Below are 18,849 nucleotides of genomic sequence, written 5' to 3' on the forward strand. Positions count from 1 at the left end.
AAAATTTGAAAGATTAAAATCGGGCTGCCATAGGGTTGTCAGTGGCTGTTTGTTGTTTTGTGATCTGGTTAAGAAAAAAGTTTTTTGGAAATGCGGGTGGCTTCCTAAATTTGCTAACAGTGTTAGGTAAAATAATGGTGATATGGGTATAGCAGAACGCCGGTTAAGGCAAAAAGAAGAAGTGAGAGCAAACATCCTTTCCACCGCATGGGGATTGGTGAAGGAGGAAGGGTGGCAATCTTTGTCAATACGAAAGATCGCCGACGCCATTGAATATAGCGTACCTGTTATTTATGATCATTTCGAGAACAAGGAAGATATATTGCTGCAGTTTGGCAAAGACGGGTTCGGTTTATTAATCAAAAAGCTTCAGCAGGCAAAGAAAAAATCGGGTGATCCTGCTGAGCAACTAAGGTTAATTGCCGATGCCTATTGGAACTTTGCTTTTAAGAACAAGGAATATTATCAATTGATGTTTGGATTGGGGATCGCTTGTTGTGAAACTGATAAGTGTATTCCTGAGGAATCCGCATTCAGGAACCTGGTAATGGAGCCAATCAATGCGATTTTGGCTGAGAATAAAAAAAAAGGTATTAACGCCTGTTTAAAGTATCATACGTTCTGGTCAGTTATGCATGGGTTAATCTCAATTAAAATGATGAGTTATTCTGAAATAGCTGATGAACTGAATAAAATGGTGTTGGACGATGCCATCGAAGGATTTATAAAAAACCTGGAGCAATAAAATTTTTTTCCCTTTTTAATTAACAATGTTAGCTTTTTTAATGTTGTTATGTACCGATTGTCACCTGTCGTAGCTGCAATGACAAGAAGCCACATGTAGAAAACACACCGTTTCGGTTCTTTTAGAGTACCATGTAAAGTGCCGGAATCAATTCACGACCCTTATTCATTAACCGGGAAATAGGAGTATTTCTCAAACCATTCTGTTATGTATAAAAAAAATCAAAGGAGCAAAAGGTTGCCCTTTCTGTTAACTAACTATTTAAGCTTATTATTTGTAGCTGTTGCGGCCGCTTTTTTATATGCGTGCAATTCATCATCCGGGAATCCGACGATGATGGAACAGCCTCCCCAATTTTTGCCGGTGCTAATCGTCAATAACATGCCTGCAACTACTTACCAGGAATTTTCTGCGTCACTGGAAGGAAGCAAGGACATTGAGATACGTCCGCAGGTAGATGGTTATCTGGAAAAAATATATGTGGATGAAGGCGCCCACGTAAGAAAAGGCCAGGTTTTATTTAAAATCAACAGCAGGCCCTACCTGGAGCAATTAAATAATGCCAGGGCCACTCTCGCTGCGGCTAAAGCTAGCCAGGCTAATGCTGAAATTAATGTTTCAAAATTAACACCCCTCGTTCAGAACAATGTGATTTCTGAAGTGCAGTTGAAGACTGCAAAGACGGCATATGATGCGGCGACAGCAAATGTGGCACAAGCCCAGGCAATGGTAGGCGCTGCACAAATCAACCTGGGCTATACCACAATCAAGGCACCGGTTGATGGCTATATCGGAAGAATACCTTATAAAACGGGAAGCCTGGTGGGTATGACAACTCCAACGGCCCTGACAGTGATTTCCGAAATAAAAGATGTGTATGCTTATTTTTCGTTAAGCGAAAATGATTTTTTGCGGTTTAAACAGCAGTTCCCGGGCAACACCATTGAAGAAAAAGTGAAACAAATGCCAGCGGTTGAATTGGTATTATCTGATAACAGTGTTTACCCGAAAAAAGGAAAGGTTGAAACTGTTCTTGGACAGTTCAACAATACTACCGGGGCAATCAGTTTCCGGGCAACATTCCCCAACACGGATAATTTGTTACGTTCCGGTAACACTGGTAGGGTGCGCATTTCGAAAATTCAGAAAGAAGCCTTAGTAGTACCACAGGAATCTACATTCGAAATACAGGACAAGGTATTTGTATTTGCAGTAGGGGATAGTAATAAAGTAGTCAGCAAGCCAATTGTTGTTTCCGGTAAAACAGCCAATTACTATTTTGTTGAAAGTGGTTTGAGTGCCGGGGAGAAAATTGTCTTTTCAGGCACAGGTAACCTCAAAGATGGAATGGCCATTGCACCGCAACTTCTTTCTACCGATAGCTTGCTTAAGGCAAAACCATTGTAAACAAAAAACACATACGAAGCCAGGAGGGTAGGTTCAGCTAAGTGAACTTTTTATCCGCTGATTTTTTCGATTATCAGTTGGGTGAGAGCTCTTCCTGTCACCAATAGAATAATTTTTATTTCTTATCAGCAGGAAAAAATAATCTCATGTTAAAAAGATTTATCGAGAGACCTGTTTTATCAACAGTTGTATCAATCATTTTGCTTTTGTTAGGCGGGTTGTCGTTATATACCTTACCGGTTACGCTGTTCCCGGATATTGCACCACCGAGTGTGCAGGTAACGGCCTTTTATCCCGGGGCCAATGCCGAAGTAGTAGCACGTTCTGTTGCAACACCTATTGAAGAAGCGATCAATGGCGTAGAGAACATGACCTATATGACTTCCAATTCCAACAATGACGGAAGCATGGCTATCACGGTTTTTTTCAACCAGGGTACCGACCCGGATATTGCATCCGTGAATGTGCAGAATCGTGTATCAAAGGCCATAAACCAGTTACCGCAGGAAGTAGTACAGGCGGGCATTTCCACGCAAAAGGTCCAAAACAGTTTCATCATGTTTGTGGCCGTATCAAGTGAAGATAGTAGCCAGTACGATGAACTTTTCCTGGAAAACTATATCAAGATCAGCCTTATTCCCCAGGTGCAACGGGTACCTGGCGTAGCACAGGCGCAGGTATTTGGTACGAAGGATTACTCCATGCGTATCTGGCTGAAACCTGACAGGTTAATTGCCAACAATCTTTCACCCCAGGATGTACTTAATGCCATCAGGGATCAAAACCTGGAAGCAGCTCCGGGACGGCTGGGGCAAAACAGCACTGAAACATTTGAGTATGTTTTGAAATATAAAGGAAAATTAAACCAGGGAGAGGACTATGAAAATTTTGTCATAAAGGCAAATCCTGATGGTTCATCACTCCGGTTAAAAGATGTGGCAAGAGTTGAGTTTGGATCTTATACCTATTCATCCAATAGCAGGATGGACGGAAAGCCGGTATCCGGATTTGGTGTTCTTCAAACAGCAGGATCTAATGCCAATGATATATTGACAGAAGTAGAAAGGCTGCTGGATGAATTTTCCGCCAGCCTGCCAAAAGGTGTTAAGACGACCGTCATGTACAATTCCAAAGAATTCCTGGATACGTCGATTGACCAGGTAAGAGAAACACTGGTCATTGCATTTATACTGGTGTTTATGATGGTGTTCTTATTCCTGCAGGATTTTCGTTCAACGCTGATACCGGCTATCGCTGTGCCCGTGGCTATTATCGGAACATTTTTCTTCCTTCAATTATTTGGTTTTACACTGAACCTGCTAACATTATTCGCTTTGGTACTGGCTATCGGTATTGTGGTGGATGATGCGATCGTAGTGGTGGAGGCGGTACACTCCAAAATGGAACGAACAAAACTTCCTGCAAGAGTTGCTACCATTCAATCGATGAATGAAATATCTGGTGCCATCATATCTATCACGTTGGTAATGGCGGCGGTATTCATACCGGTAGGATTTATGCAGGGCCCAGCAGGGGTATTTTACAGGCAGTTCGCCTTTACACTGGCGATCGCCATTTTAATTTCGGCTGTAAATGCGCTGACACTAAGCCCCGCTTTATGTGCCCTGTTTTTAAAGAATCCACACAATGGAGAAGAAGGAGGACATACACGTAAAAAAGGATTTGCCGGCCGTTTCTTCCATGCCTTTAATACGGGTTTTAAATCGATGACCAATAAGTATATTCAAAGTCTGAAATTTCTTATCCGGCATAGGTGGATTGCTTTAGCGGGATTAGCCGTCATTGCCGGCATCAGTTTCTGGCTGGTTAAAAAAACACCGACGGGTTTTATACCTACCGAAGATCAGGGCTTTGTGCTATATGCTGTGAATACTCCTCCTGGTAGCTCGCTGGACAGGACCCGGCAGGCCACGGAAGCAATAGACACCATCATTCAAAAAGAAGCTGCCACTAACCACCTGTATGTGGTAGACGGGTTGAATTTTATCAGTTTTTCGAATGCGTCACCTTATGCTGCTGGTTTTATCAGGCTAAAAGATATTGATGAAAGAGGGCCTGTGACCAACCCCGACCAGATAGCCGGTATGCTGACACAAAAGGTAAGTGCGGTAAAAGGTGCAAACACCTTCTTCTTTAATTTTCCTACGGTACAGGGCTTTGGTAATGTGAGCGGTTTTGAATTTATGTTACAGGACAGGACAAATGGGCCCCTGGACAAATTGGGTAATACAGCCTATGCTTTTATCGGTGCGCTGATGCAGCGAAAGGAGATAGCTTTTGCCTTTACCACTTTTGCGGCCGGTAACCCGCAATACATGATCGAAGTGGATAATTTAAAAGCAAAGCAGTTAGGTGTTTCAATAGGTGAACTGATGCAGACGATGCAGATCTATTATGGAAGTAGCTTCGTTTCCGATTTTAACCGCTTTGGAAAATACTACCGGGTAATGGCGCAGGCCGACATTCCTTATCGTGCCGATGCAGCCTCATTAAATGGAATTTATGTAAAAAATAATGACGGAGAAATGGTACCTGTCAATACCCTGGTTTCACTAAAACGGGTATATGGGCCGGAAACAGTAACCCGTAATAACCTGTTTAATGCCGTCACCATTAATGGACAGCCCAAGCCCGGATTTAGCACGGGTGACGCCATTAAAGCAATTGAGGAAACGGCGAAACAGGTATTGCCAAGAGGATATGCTTATGAGTGGACTGGCGTAACAAGAGAAGAGATCAAAACAGGGAATCAAACGGCATTTATCTTTATGCTGAGTATAATCTTCGTTTTCTTCCTCTTGGCTGCACAATATGAAAGTTATATCCTCCCATTGGCTGTGATATTAACGATACCAACCGGTGTGCTGGGAGTGTTTTCGTTTATTGGGTTTGCCGGCATTGAAAATAATATCTACGTACAGATAGGATTGATCATGCTGGTGGGCTTGTTAGCCAAAAACGCCATCCTGATCGTTGAATATGCAGTACAAAGGCGAAGAGCCGGGATGTCGTTGATTGCTTCAGCGCTGGAAGCTTCCCAATTACGTCTTCGCCCCATCCTGATGACTTCATTTGCTTTCATCGTGGGACTGCTGCCGTTAACGTGGGCGAAAGGAGGTTCAGCATTGGGCAATCGTTCTATCGGAACAGGGGCTGTTGGGGGCATGCTTACCGGTGTAATACTCGGAATATTTATTATCCCCGTATTGTTTGTGATCTTTCAATACCTGCACGAAAAAGTAAGTCGCAAACCCGTGCAACCTGAACCACCTGCCCTGGCAGAATAATATGCAATGAAATAAGCCATAAAAATTTTCGAGCAATTTATTTCAACCGCGATGAAAATTTTTATGGTGAATTCCATGTGACCCAAAAAGCAATAAAAGTTAACACATGAAAAAATAAAAAATTAGAGATGATACACAAGATAAATTTTAAGCACTATTCGACACTCTTACTGCTGGTAGTCCTACTATCTGCATGCCGGCTGGGAAAAGAATACCAGCGGCCTGAAGTGGAGTTGCCACAGCAATTTGGCACGGTGAGTTATGCTGATACCAGCAGCGTTGCCGATATTGAATGGAAAAAATTTTTCAGCGATACTACCCTGCAGTCCCTGATTGAAAAAGGTATACAATACAATCATGATCTGCTGATAGCAATTAAACGAATCGACATAGCGCAACAGCAGGTAAAACAAGCCAAAGCGCTTCAATTGCCCGAAGTGGATCTCCGGATTGCCGGTAGCATCAGCCGCCCGTCAGACAATAGTTTGAATGGTATTAGCCTCAAAAGCTTTTTGGGAAAAAGTTATGTCGAGAATTATTCGGCGGCAGTTAACTTCTCCTGGGAAGCAGATATCTGGGGAAAGATCAGGGGACAAAAAGAAATAGCACTAACAGAATATCTGCAAAGCTATGAAGGAACCAAAGCGGTGCAAACACAATTGGTCTCCGACATTGCGCAGGGTTTTTTCAATCTGTTGATGCTGGATAAGCAGGTAGAGATAAGCCGGAAAAATTTAATGCTTAATGATTCTTTTTTAACTGCAACCCGGTTATTGAAAGATGCTGGCGTGGTGAACGCACTGGCTGTGCAGCAAGCTGAGTCGCAAAAGCAATCAACAGCCTTGCTTATTCCACAATTAGAAGAGCAAATTGCTATACAGGAAAATGCATTGCAGGTCTTAACAGGACAATTGCCCGGCAAGCTGTCAAGAAAAACTTTGCTGGACGAAATTGCCCTGAACGATAATTTATCTGCAGGTCTGCCCATAGCCATGTTAAGCCGGCGACCCGATGTGCGATCCGATGAATTAGCGTTACAAATAGCAACTACGCGGATTGGCATTGCCAAGGCAAACATGTATCCTGCGCTTAATATTACTGCCGGTGGAGGACTGGAGTCATTTAAGGCAAGCAACTGGTTTAATATTCCTAATTCATTATTTGGTTTGGCAGCAGGTTCAATAGCTCAGCCGATTTTCAAGAGACGTCAACTGAAAACAGACTACGAAATTGCCAAACTGGAAAGAGAACGGGCCGTTATTAAATTCAGGCAATCCGTTTTGACAGCAACAGGTGAGGTGGCTGATGCCCTGGTATCGGTAGAAAAATTAAAAGAGCAACAACAGATCGCTTCGGGCCAGGTAGACACCTTACGACTTGCCGTTGGCAATGCACAGCTATTATTTAAAAGTGACATGGCAAATTATCTGGAAGTGATCACGGCTCAGGGCAACGCATTACAAGCAGAATTAAACCTGGCATCTATTCGCAGGCAGCAATTGTCTGCGATGGTTGAACTGTACAGATCACTGGGAGGAGGTTGGAGATAATAGTTGATTGATAGTGGTAAACAGGTAAGTGAAACTTATCGAACAGTTTCATCCAGAAATTTTTCAATCATGCCAGTTGTCAAAAAAGGCAACTGGCTTTCTTTTTTCAAGATGAAACCCCGCAAATAATCATTCCCCTGTGAGAAAAAAAATATCATGCCTGTTTCATGATGAAATTGTTTAGCGAACAGGCAGCGAAAACGGTTTCGTAAATATTCTTATGCGTTCTGAGGGAAAGTGATCAAAAAATTAGCAATTTAGATTAGCGTTATCTTGACACTTATTGCTTTTGCCATTTTGAACTATTCTGACTCATATAACGAATATGAATTACTGCGCCAGTTAGGCGCTGGCAGCGAATATGCCTTCACCCGCCTGTTTGATCATTACCGCGGAACAATTTATGGTGTAGCTCTTAAATTTCTTAAGTCGCCGGTATTGGCTGAAGAGATAGTGCAGGATGTATTTTTAAAGGTATGGCATAAAAGAGAAGAGATGGCAGAGGTAAAGAATTTGGATGCCTATCTTTTTATTATGGCAAGAAATTTCATCTTCGACCGCATAAAGAAAATGTCTTATGAAGCTGCGGATGAAATTTCCATTGTAATGGAACAATCTTCAGCCGACGATACAGAATACCTGGTACGCCAGCATCAATGCCAGCAATTGCTGCAACAGGCAATAGGTATGTTATCTGCTCAACAGCGGCAGGTTTATCAATTTGCTAAACAGGATGGATTGACTCACGAAATGATTGCAGAAAAAATGCAACTTTCCAAACATACGGTAAAGAAACACATGGCCATGGCGTTGCAGTCTATCAGGAAGCATCTTGAAAGCCATCTTCATTATTTGCCATTATTGCCATTGATCATCGGTGCAATGCAGTGGATAATTAGTACTGCCTGAAAAAAAAATGCTCTTCACTACTCCCTGTTCATTTTTCAATCGTCTTTATTAAAGGTATTAAGCTAGCCATTCCCAACCTTAATGCCGGAACAGTATGAATGGTAAGGAAAAATTTATTGAGCTTTTGCAGGCATACTTGTCAGGAAAAGCTTCATCAGCAGCATATAACGAGTTGATGCGAATGATCAAGAGTGGTAAATATGATGACTTGCTGAAACAGCGTATTGATGATTCCCTGTTGCATGACAACCCAACCATTAATTTGGATGTAAACCGTGCACAGGATCTGTTATATCGTATTCTGAATTCAGAAAAGCAAACGGCCAAACTTATTCCCGTTAGCAAACCGGTACGGCGCTATCGTCATTGGTATGCAGCCGCCGCAGCCCTGGTGATAGTAACGTTGGCAATATGGAACCTGGTAGCCACGAGGAATAACCCGGAATCTCCCATTGCCAAAACGGAGAAGAAAATCCTGGAACCTGCTCCCGAAACAAACGGTAAAAGATATATACGCCTGCAGGATGGCAGCACTGTCTTGTTGAATGAAGGAAGTCAACTTGATTATCCTGCCGATTTTCCCAAAGATAAAAGGGAAGTGACATTGAGCGGTGAAGCTTATTTTGATATAAGGCCTGATGCAAAGAGACCGTTTATTGTTCATACGGGAAAAGTAAATACTACGGTGCTGGGAACGGCATTTAATATAAAAGCCTACCCGGAGCAAAAGCAGATCACCGTAACGGTGACCCGTGGAAAAGTAAAAGTTGGGGATAATAAAAAAATATTTGGCGTCATTGTTCCCAATGAAAGTATTGCGGTCAATACAGAGATTAACTCGTTCAGACTGGAAAGAGTAAATGCTGATGAGGCATTGAGTTGGAAAAAACAATACCTGGTGCTGGATGATATAAGTCTTGAAGAAGCGGCGGTCCTTATAGGCAACAGGTATCATGTAAATATTTCCTTTTCCAGAGAAGAACTGGAAAATTGCCGGATAAGCGCCACTTTTTTGAATAATGAAAACCTGGAGCAGGTTTTAACGGTAGTGACAGGTGTAGTAGATGCTGATTATACGCTGCAACCTAATGACGAAGTGATTATAAGCGGCGAAGGCTGCGAATAACAATTGCGATTACTAAAAACTTAACTGACTAACCAAAACGATTGCCAATATGCTAAACTTAAACTCCACTTGACAAAGCTTCACCTCTAAAATTGGTGATAAAAAACCCCTCAGCCGTGGAAAGCAATCGAGGGGCTCCGTTTAAAACTTCATTCATACATTTTAAACTACTGCAATTTATGCAATTATTCATTGCAAGGGTTGGCGGTTCAGGCACTGTGCCGGGCCGTGCTCTTATTAGTAAATCAAATTTCGTATTGATCATGCGGGTCAGCTTTTTAATGATCTCTATTCTTGCTTTCAGCGCACAGATATTGCTGGCTAAGAACACATCGGGCCAGTCAATAGAGGAGACATTTATTACGCTTGAACTGAAAAATGAAAGCCTCACAACCGCATTTAAGAAAATTGAAAAATTAACAGACTATCTTTTTGCTTACCAACGGCAACAGGTAGATGGTTACAAAGTAAGTATTGAAAAAGCCAAAAGATCGGTGAGCTCTACGCTGGAACTGCTGCTGAAAAACACGGATCTTTCCTTCAGGCAGGTGGGTAACAGCATTATTATTTATCAGAAAAATGGGAAAGCGATTGCCTCCTTTAATAATGAAGTGGAAAAGTCCGCGGCTGTTGCCGATACAACCATTTCCGGGGTGGTGATCAATGAAGAAACCGATCTGCCGGTGGAGAATGTATCTGTTGTGATAAAGGGTCAAAGGGGAGGTACTATAACCAATGCCAATGGACAGTTTCGGCTGACAACAGATAATCTTTCAGGTATATTAGTAATTAGCTCAGTGGGATATGAGGCACAGCAGTTAGACCTGAGCGGCAAAAGTTCTTTCCGGATTGTTTTAAAACCCAATACAAGAAAATTGGATGAAGTAGTGGTGGTAGGCTATGGCAAAAGCAGTAAAAGAACCTTGAGCAGTGCCATCACTACCATCAAGCCCGAAGATCTGAATAAAGGAGCTATTGGAGATGTAAACCAATTGCTGCAGGGAAAGGTAGCCGGCCTGAACATTACTGCCAGTGGCGACCCCAATAGAGGCGCCGCTATCATCTTGCGTGGTCATTCCACCATTAATAGTCCAGCCGGGCCTTTTTATGTAATAGACGGCATACCAGGTGCTGATATCAATGCCCTGGCTCCGGATGACATCGCCTCAATGGACATTTTAAAAGATGCATCTGCCACAGCTATCTATGGAAACAAAGCCTCCAATGGCGTAATAATGGTTACTACCAAAAAAGGCAAAAAAGGGAATGGACAGGCTACTTATAACGGATATGTGGGGTTTGAAAACGTTAGCAGCAACCTGGATTTGATGGATGCGGATCAACTGAGGGCCTATTCCGAAAAAAATAATTACACTCCCAACGCCAATGACGACAAAGGCGCCAATACCGATTGGATGAAGGCCATACAGAAAAACTCGGCGATATCGCACAATCACAATCTTTCTTTTGGTGGTGGTACGGATAAAAGTCTTTATAGCGCCAGCCTGAACTACCTGAAAAAAGAAGGTATCATGTTACAAAGCGATCTGGAAAGGGTAATAGGCCGCCTTAGTGTTGAGCATCATGCCCTGAACGATAAGCTGACCCTGGGCCTGAACCTGATGAGCAGCAATAGCAAGTCATCCAACGTACCGTTGCAAAACATGGTATTCCAGCAGGCAGTAAAATACAATCCCATGTCGCCGGTATATAACGACGATGGTACTTTTTTTGAAAACCCAAACAACCCGGGCTATTTCAACCCTGTGTCCATTATTAAAAATGCCATTAATGAAACCAAATATGGTTCACTGCAGGGCAATTTTACTGTAGAGGCTAAACTGCCTTTTGGGTTAACATATAATTTAAACCTGGCCTATCAACGCGGCACCTGGCTGCATGGCGAATATTACAACAGCTATTATGCGCAAAACTATAGTACCGGTAGTTTTTATACCAACGATGACCCCGGTGGCGGCCGCTACCTGCGCAATTTTTATTCCAATGGGCTTGCATATAGAGGATATTTTCAAGGCAACTCTAAAACATTGGAATCCTTCCTGACCTGGAACAAAAAATTTGGATTACATAATGTTAAAGCAGTATTGGGCTATAGCTGGCAAAAAAATACTGCCAACGACGGACTGCAAGCCAGTCAGACTAATTTCATAAACGACTACACTACCTATTACAATTTGGGCTTGGGTAACTATCAAACCGTGAACGGATTTGCAGTGGACTTTGGTGGTTCCGTATATGAAGAAACAAATTTTATCTCCGATTTCTTTAGATTAAATTATGATTTCAAAGAAAAATTCCTGATACAGGCTTCTGTGAGAAGGGATGGTAGTTCGGTATTTGGCAAAAACAAAGAATGGGGTTATTTCCCGTCAGCGAGCATAGCCTGGCGCATCTCCCAGGAAGATTTTATGAATTCTCTGGATTTTATCAATGATTTAAAACTAAGGGCGAGCTACGGTGAAACCGGAAATGCTTTTGGACTGGGTGCATATAATGCGCAGCGTCTGTACGGAAAAACCGGTACTTATTACAGTAATGGCTCTTTTGTATCTGCTTTTAGTTCCACCCAAGGCGCCAACCCTGACTTGCAATGGGAAGTCACTTCCACAAAAAACCTTGGTTTGGACTATGCATTGTTAAAAAGTAAAATAACAGGTTCTATAGATTTATACGAAAAAACCACCACTGACATGATTTATCCGTTTTCGGTACCAAACACCGTTGACCCCAGCGGATTTTTATGGTTGAATGTGGGTAAAATGAGAAACCGAGGTATAGAGTTTAGTGTAAACATCAATGCAGTTAACAAGAAAGATTTCACCTGGAGCACCGGCTTTAATCTGGCCAGCAACAAAAATGTGATTTTGGATTTAAAAGGTCCTGAAAAATATGGGGTAAATGCCGATTCAACCTATTACACCCGATTGGATGGCCCCGGAACTACCGGCAGCAGCCTGCAACTGCATGCCGTAGGGGGAGCATTGGGTCAGTTTTATTCTTTTCAGTACACGGGTAAAGATGCTTCGGGCAACTCTTTGTTCTTAAAAGGTGATAAAACAGAGACCACAAATCCGGCAACAAGAACAGATTATCATTATTTGGGCAGCCCACATCCCAAACTGATGTTTGGATGGAGCAATAATTTCCGTTATCAAAATTTTGACCTCAATTTCTTTGTAAGAGGCGTACTTGGCAATAAGATATTTAATGCCACCCGCGCCGATCTATCTTATGTGGTAACAGCCGGTCAGACCAACATCAGCCCATACGCCGCCGATGATTTAAGAACGGATGCGAAAAACAACAACTTTTCATCCCGCTATGTAGAAAACGGCTCCTACCTGCGGTTTGACAATGCCACTTTGGGTTATCGTTTTAATATAAAAAACCAATACATCAGCCAGTTGAGGTTTTACACTACAGTAAACAACCTCTTTGTAATTACAAAGTATAAGGGCATAGATCCCGAAATAAACCAGGGCGGTTCATCATTGGGTGTGGACTATAACAGTTTCTATCCCAAAACACGCACTATCCTTTTTGGTGTATCAGTTGGTTTTTAATGATTAAAAAATATTTTATGAATAAGTATTTGAAACATTTTCTAATAGTGGTAGCAGCCGGTATTTTTATGAGCTCCTGCCACAAAATTGAAGTGACGCCCAATTCTCTTTATACCGAAGATGTATTCCCTAAAACGGATGCAGAATTCCAGTCGGTTATTGGTACTATTTATACCAATTTGAGAGGACATTATTCACTCGGCTACTGGTTTGCACAAGAGATCAGCTCCGATGAAGCCATCTTGCCTGTATACGGCGGCAACTGGTACGATGGTCAGGGATATATTCAACTGCACCGGCACGACTGGACGAGGGATCATGGTTGGATTGGAACCGTGTGGAACGATGCTTACAAGTTAGTAGGCCTTTGCAACCAAACCATGTATATTTTTAGAAATGCCCCTGAAGGCGATTCCAAAAACACAGCCCTCGCTGAATTAAGAACATTAAGAGCTTATGCTTATTGGGAGCTTTTGGATATGTTTGGCAATGTGCCCCTGGATACGGTTTATCCGAGTCCCGGCGTGCAGGCCAATGCCACCCGGGCGCAGGTTTTCAGCTTTGTAGAATCTGAATTAAAAGCTGCTCTCCCATACTTAAAAACAGCTACCGGGAGTAGTACTTACGGAAAAGTAACAAAATGGATGGCTAATGCGCTGCTGGCAAAACTTTATTTGAATGCAGAGGTGTATGCAGGCAGCAGCAAATACAACGAATGTATTGCTGCTTGTGATGAAGTCATTAATTCGGGAAATTTTGCAGTGGAAGCAAGGGGCACCTATCTCAGCCAGTTTGCTCCCACCAATGGGCCAACATTCAAAGAATTTATTTTTGCCGTTCCTTATGATCCTGCCACCAGCAATGGCTATTTATTTTATGGTCGTTACGACCTGAACCGCAACCTGGGAATTAAATATCGCTATTCCGGCAGCACACCAGGAGGATATTCTTTCAATCAAATCACCATGAATGAAACCTCCGGAAATGGTTTGGTAAACGCTAAGCCTAGTGGGCCCCGTGCTACATTGTCCAGCTTTTACAATAGTTATTTTACAACCGACGCCAACGACATCAGGAATAACCAATGGCTGGTAGGCTATCAATACTGGCCCGATGGTAGTCCTCTTATGGTGAAAACAACTAAAAAAGGGTATGACCAGTTTTATACCGGCTCCGACGATAATTATATCTATCACCTGTACATTGATTCTGTTATTACGGCACGACTGAATCCTGTCTCAATAGATCTGGGCAATGATGAAATAGCATGGAATATGGGCATCCGTAATATCAAATTTTATCCGGATGCTAATTCTTCTTCCCGTAACCAAAATAATGATGCACCTGTATTCCGTTATTCAGATATTCTGTTGATGAAGGCAGAAGCCATTTTAAGAGGTGGCACGGCTACCAATGGCCATACTGCTCTTTCACTGGTAAATATGGTACGCAGCAACCGCTCTACTTCTACAGAGTGGGCAAGCGTAACTTTAGATGATCTGTATGCTGAAAGAGCCCGTGAATTTACCTGGGAGTGCTGGCGGCGCAATGATATGATCCGCTTTGGAAAATTTGAAGAAAGCTATGGCTTCAAAACCAATAACGATACTTATCGCCGCCTTTTCCCCATACCCACTTCAGCCATCGCTACCAACAACAAACTTGTTCAAAATCCAGGCTATTAGTTTAGCAGTTTTTATATTAAGCAGTCCCCGGGGTTTTCCAGCCCCGGGATTTTTTTAGTATTGAAAATATTCAGGGTACAGCATGCTGATCATTCTCTATTGATATATCTTTCGTTATCTGGCCAATATTTTTATTTAAAAAATAGTAACGGGAGTAGTTGCCGTTCCCGGATGAGTATTAATTTTCCTGCAAATGACCAAAATGAAACGCCCATATAAAATTTTTGAAACACACGGAGTGTTTATTAGGCGTTCCATCCCGAAGCAAGTTCGGGACAAGTTCCGACCAAACTAAAACAATAAAAAATATACGGATGAAACGTATTTCTTTTTTAAAAATGGGAGGAGCACTGGCGATATTAGCTCCGTTAGCAGATAGCCTTTTTGTTCAGGCGCTATTAAATGCAGAAAAGGAATGTTTGTTGGCGGATGATATAATGAAAGATCTTATTACAGCTAATGATGCAAAAGTTGCGCTATTGTTGACATCATTGGAGCCGGGCAATCTGAAATTCAGCCGGAGAACCGGGTATGATATAGCTATGTTATCGGCATCTTACTGCTCTGAGGGTTCAAAATACTATCATGACCCGCTAATTGTTTCCAGGCTTGATTGGCTGATACGATTTTTAGCGGAGTCGCAATCAGAAGATGGCACCGTAAATATAGGCAACCTTGAATCACCACCGGATACCGCCTTTCTGATGGAAATTCTTTGCGCATCCGCTCATATTTTGCTAAAAGATAATTCAAAGGAATTGTCAGCCATCAACAGCGATCTGAAAAAGATTATTGTCAAAGCCGGCGATGCACTAAGCAAAGGAGGTGTACATACTCCCAATCACCGCTGGGTGATCTGTGCCGCGTTGTCTCAAATAAATAGTTTATATCCCGATAAAAAATATAAAGACAGGATAGACGACTGGCTTGGTGAAGGAATTTTTACAGATAAAGATGGGCACTATCCGGAAAGAAGCGGCACTTATTCTGCTGTAGAGAATACTGCATTCATTACCATGGCCCGCTTATTAAACAAGCCATCGTTACTGGAGCCTGTAAGAAAGAACCTGGAGATGATGTATTATTACATGGAGCCGGATGGTGAACTGGTGAGTGTAGATTCCCGCAGACAGGATCAGTATGCAGCAAGGAATATTTCATTGTTTTACCTGCAGTACAGGTATATGGCCATACGAGATAATAACAACCATTTTGCTGCGATAGCCAAACAGATAGCGGGCATGAAAGATTTCCGCGAGGCGGTGCTGGACAGGTCGTTATTTTATTTCATGGAAAATTCTTCATTGCAAAAAGAACTTCCGGCAGCGGATCGTCTTCCGGTTAACTATGAAAAGCTGTTTACTACTTCGCATTTGTTGCGGATACGAAGAGATAATACAACCGCTACGCTTTTTGGCGGAGTGGACTGGCCCTTGATAATAGCATCCGGGCGTTCCAACAGCCCCAACTTCTTTTCTTACAGGAAGGGAAATGCTGTTTTGAAATACATGAGATTGTCGTCCGGTTTTTTTAGCATGGGATATTTTTACAGTGATGGATTAAGAAAAGAAGGGAGTAAATATATTCTCCATAAAAAACTGGAAGTTCCCTACTACCAGCCACTGCCAAAGGACAAGAGAAACAGTAAGGGTGATTACAAACTGTCTCCCAGTATTGACGATCGTTTCTGGAACAAAATGGATTTTAAAAACAGGCCGGTCAGCAATGTAAAAACGCTGGAAACAACCATCACATTTACTGAAACGGATGGAGTTGTTGAATTGAATTTTCACATTGATGGTTTGAAAGGTGTACCGGTAGCCATTGAACTTTGTTTTAAGGAAGGTGGAAATTTATCCGGTGTAGTAGCTTCTGATAATAACAATTTTTTTCAAGAAAAGGATGTTGCCGAATACAGCTTTGGAGAAGATAGTATCCGGTTTGGTCCTGGCTCTCTTGTTCACCGGTCGGTTAATAATCCCGAAGGAGAAAGGTACAGCACTCATTTTGGCAGTTTAAGAACTGAAGGCATGCATGTGTATCTTACAGGTATCACACCATTCAATCATAAACTGGTATTTAGTTGAAACAACAACCGCTCCGCGAAGTCTCCGATTTCGCAGTAGTATGCTACAAGTCCCCGACTTGCGATTAACAAAGTTGAAAATGCATTAAAAAAAGCTCAATAGTGAACAGAACGATGAAGAGTGCGACGCAACAGCCGATCAATAGTAGTACTGCAGCCGGGTATATAAAAAAAATAACAGCCTGTATCATGACTGTTTTGTTGGGGCAGTATCTTTCTGCGCAGAATTTGCTAGAATATGTTCAGCCATTATCAGGTACGGCGCCTTCCACTACGACCGCCGCATTAAAACACAGTGAGGCCGGTTCTGAAAAAAATGCCAACACCATTCCTGCTGTTACACTTCCATTCGCAATGACGCAATGGACACCTCAAACAAGACAAACGGAAATAAAGTGTCAGCCGCCTTATTTCTATAAAGATTCATTGCTGAGTGGGTTTCGGGGAACGCATTGGCTCAGCGGTTCTTGTACGCAGGACTATGGCAGTTTTACCATTATGCCTGTTGTTGGTAAATTAAAGACGACAGCAAAAGAGTATGCCGTTCCTTGTTCTCCCAATAGTGAAATAACAACACCTGCTTATTACAAATTAACAGCCGGGAATATTATTACCGAAATAACATCAACATTGCGATGTGGTATGATGCAGTTCACCATGCAGCAAGATGATAGTTTGTACGTACTGATTATGCCCAATAGCGATAAAGCAAAAGGGTTTGTAAAAGTAAATGCAGCGAGGGGAGAAGTGTGGGGTTACAATCCGGCTCACCGGATTTACCAGGGTTGGGGAGAACCGGCTGGCTTTAATGGTTGGTTTTATATCAAGATGGAGAAAGCCATTGTAAGTAGTGGCGCATTTAGTGGCCATGAAATTTTTTCTGTCGATAGTATTTATAATAAGAAAGATATTGGTGTGTATGCTGGTTTTAAAATGAATAAAGGTGAAGTATTGCGGGTCCGCATTGGTACTTCATTCAGCAGTTTGGAAGGCGCAAAGAAAAATCTTGAAGCCGAAGTAGGAACAAAAAATTTTGAGAAAGTATTGGCTGAATCAAAACAGGAATGGGAAGCGGCTTTATCCCAGGTGCAAGTACAAACCACTATTGAAAAGGATAAGCGGATATTTTACACAGCTATGTATCATGCGATGCAGCATCCGAGGCTAATGAGTGATGTTGATGGCATTTATCCAAAGTTTGCCGGTAACTATGAGTTAAAGAAAATGAGTGATGGTCATTACTATGATGATTTTTCCATGTGGGATATTTACAGGGCGCAGTTGCCGCTTTTCCAAATAGTCAATCCCGGTTTAACCAATCAATTTGTCCGTTCATTGATATTGAAAGGCGAGCAGGGAGGATGGCTGCCAATTTTTCCTTGCTGGAATAGTTATACGGCTGCCATGATTGGTGATCATGTTACTGCATTTATCGCTTCTGCTTACAACAAAGGCATCCGGAACTTTGATGTGAATGCCGCTTATGTATTAATGCGAAAGAATGCTTTTGAAACAGCAAAAACTTATGAAGAATATAAAAACGGAATGGGCCGAAGGGCATTGACTTCCTATTTAAAATATGGATTTATCCCGATGGAAGACAGTGTGCCGGAAGCTTTTCATAAAAAGGAGCAGGTAAGCCGCACGCTGGAATATGCTTTTGATGATTATGCGTTAAGTATTGTTGCCAAAGGATTGAATAAAACGGATGATTACAAAAAGTTGCAGCAACGTTCCTTTAATTATAAAAAGGTTTTTGATCCTTCAGTTGATATGATGCGTGGCAGGTACAGCAATGGAAAATGGTTTGAATCATTTAATGCAGATAAAAGAGAAGTGTATATCACTGAAGGCACGCCAAGGCAATATACATTTTATGTGCCGCATGATGGGCCGGGTCTTGCCAGGCTGATGGGAGGCACAAAGCAGTTGGAAAATGCATTGGATAGTTTGTTTGCAAAAAATGAATACTGGCATGGCAATGAACCGGGGCACCAGGTTCCGTTCATGTATAACTATACCGCATCGCCCTGGAAAACACAGAAAGAAGTAAGAAAAATCTTGCGGGAAGAATACAGCGATGGACCGGGTGGATTGAGCGGTAATGATGATGCCGGACAGATGAGTGCCTGGTATGTATTTGCTGCCATGGGGTTTTATCCTGTTGATCCTGTATCGAACAATTATCTCTTGTGTTCACCCATTTTTGATAAAGTTCGGTTACAATTGCAGGGACGCAAAACCTTTGAGTTGCGGACACACAAAACATCATCAACTGCTTATTACATTAAGCAGGTGAAGTGGAATGGAAAACCGTACAATGGAAATTATATCACTTTTTCGATGATCATGCAGGGAGGTAAACTGGAGTTGTGGTTAACAGATCAGCCAACACGGTGGGGCTCATCATCTGCAAGCAGAGCATCAGGTTTAACTAACTAAATGACTA

General features: G+C 42.2%; 10 protein-coding genes. All 10 read left to right on the forward strand.

All coding sequences use genetic code 11. The annotated features are described in order from the left end of the window. Positions 1-142 precede the first annotated feature (142 nt). The gene (locus ACFEL9_RS08145; protein ID WP_385888187.1) at positions 143-745 is read left to right on the forward strand and encodes a TetR/AcrR family transcriptional regulator; all 603 of its coding nucleotides are present in this window, start codon (positions 143-145) and stop codon (positions 743-745) included. A gap of 207 nt (positions 746-952) precedes the next feature. After that, entirely contained in the window at positions 953-2,152 is a 1,200-nt protein-coding gene (locus tag ACFEL9_RS08150; protein WP_385888190.1) for an efflux RND transporter periplasmic adaptor subunit, read from the forward strand. Positions 2,153-2,298: 146 nt separating this feature from the next. Then, a complete protein-coding gene (locus ACFEL9_RS08155; protein WP_385888193.1) occupies positions 2,299-5,460 on the forward strand; it encodes an efflux RND transporter permease subunit in 3,162 nt (1,053 codons plus the stop codon). 128 nt (positions 5,461-5,588) lie between these two features. Continuing rightward, the gene (locus tag ACFEL9_RS08160) at positions 5,589-7,010 is read left to right on the forward strand and encodes an efflux transporter outer membrane subunit (RefSeq protein WP_385888196.1); all 1,422 of its coding nucleotides are present in this window, start codon (positions 5,589-5,591) and stop codon (positions 7,008-7,010) included. 273 nt (positions 7,011-7,283) lie between these two features. Then, positions 7,284-7,919 (forward strand): RNA polymerase sigma factor, encoded by a 636-nt coding sequence (locus tag ACFEL9_RS08165; protein ID WP_385888199.1) that lies wholly within the window; start codon positions 7,284-7,286, stop codon positions 7,917-7,919. 94 nt (positions 7,920-8,013) lie between these two features. Further along, positions 8,014-9,045 carry a FecR family protein gene (locus ACFEL9_RS08170; protein ID WP_385888202.1) on the forward strand — a complete coding sequence of 344 codons (1,032 nt, stop codon included), beginning with the start codon at positions 8,014-8,016 and terminating at the stop codon, positions 9,043-9,045. A gap of 179 nt (positions 9,046-9,224) precedes the next feature. Beyond that, positions 9,225-12,629 carry a SusC/RagA family TonB-linked outer membrane protein gene (locus tag ACFEL9_RS08175; RefSeq protein ID WP_385888205.1) on the forward strand — a complete coding sequence of 1,135 codons (3,405 nt, stop codon included), beginning with the start codon at positions 9,225-9,227 and terminating at the stop codon, positions 12,627-12,629. 17 nt (positions 12,630-12,646) lie between these two features. After that, positions 12,647-14,314, forward strand: a complete 1,668-nt coding sequence (locus tag ACFEL9_RS08180; RefSeq protein ID WP_385888208.1) for a RagB/SusD family nutrient uptake outer membrane protein — start codon at positions 12,647-12,649, stop codon at positions 14,312-14,314. Positions 14,315-14,628: 314 nt separating this feature from the next. Next, a complete protein-coding gene (locus ACFEL9_RS08185) occupies positions 14,629-16,401 on the forward strand; it encodes a hypothetical protein (protein WP_385888210.1) in 1,773 nt (590 codons plus the stop codon). A 101-nt stretch (positions 16,402-16,502) separates the two neighbouring features. Continuing rightward, a complete protein-coding gene (locus ACFEL9_RS08190; RefSeq protein ID WP_385888213.1) occupies positions 16,503-18,842 on the forward strand; it encodes a GH92 family glycosyl hydrolase in 2,340 nt (779 codons plus the stop codon). Positions 18,843-18,849 lie beyond the last annotated feature (7 nt).

Origin of the sequence: Terrimonas alba (assembly GCF_042434975.1) — a bacterium.
GTDB classification, from domain to species: Bacteria; Bacteroidota; Bacteroidia; order Chitinophagales; family Chitinophagaceae; genus Terrimonas_B; species Terrimonas_B alba.

Excerpts from the sequence above, each read along its gene's own strand:
- ACFEL9_RS08150 (WP_385888190.1), top strand. The coding sequence starts at position 953 with ATGTATAAAAAAAATCAAAGGAGCAAAAGGTTGCCCTTTCTGTTAACT.
- ACFEL9_RS08160 (WP_385888196.1), top strand. The coding sequence starts at position 5,589 with ATGATACACAAGATAAATTTTAAGCACTATTCGACACTCTTACTGCTG.
- ACFEL9_RS08155 (WP_385888193.1), top strand. The coding sequence starts at position 2,299 with ATGTTAAAAAGATTTATCGAGAGACCTGTTTTATCAACAGTTGTATCA.
- ACFEL9_RS08175 (WP_385888205.1), top strand. The coding sequence starts at position 9,225 with ATGCAATTATTCATTGCAAGGGTTGGCGGTTCAGGCACTGTGCCGGGC.
- ACFEL9_RS08170 (WP_385888202.1), top strand. The coding sequence starts at position 8,014 with ATGAATGGTAAGGAAAAATTTATTGAGCTTTTGCAGGCATACTTGTCA.
- ACFEL9_RS08145 (WP_385888187.1), top strand. The coding sequence starts at position 143 with ATGGGTATAGCAGAACGCCGGTTAAGGCAAAAAGAAGAAGTGAGAGCA.
- ACFEL9_RS08185 (WP_385888210.1), top strand. The coding sequence starts at position 14,629 with ATGAAACGTATTTCTTTTTTAAAAATGGGAGGAGCACTGGCGATATTA.
- ACFEL9_RS08180 (WP_385888208.1), top strand. The coding sequence starts at position 12,647 with ATGAATAAGTATTTGAAACATTTTCTAATAGTGGTAGCAGCCGGTATT.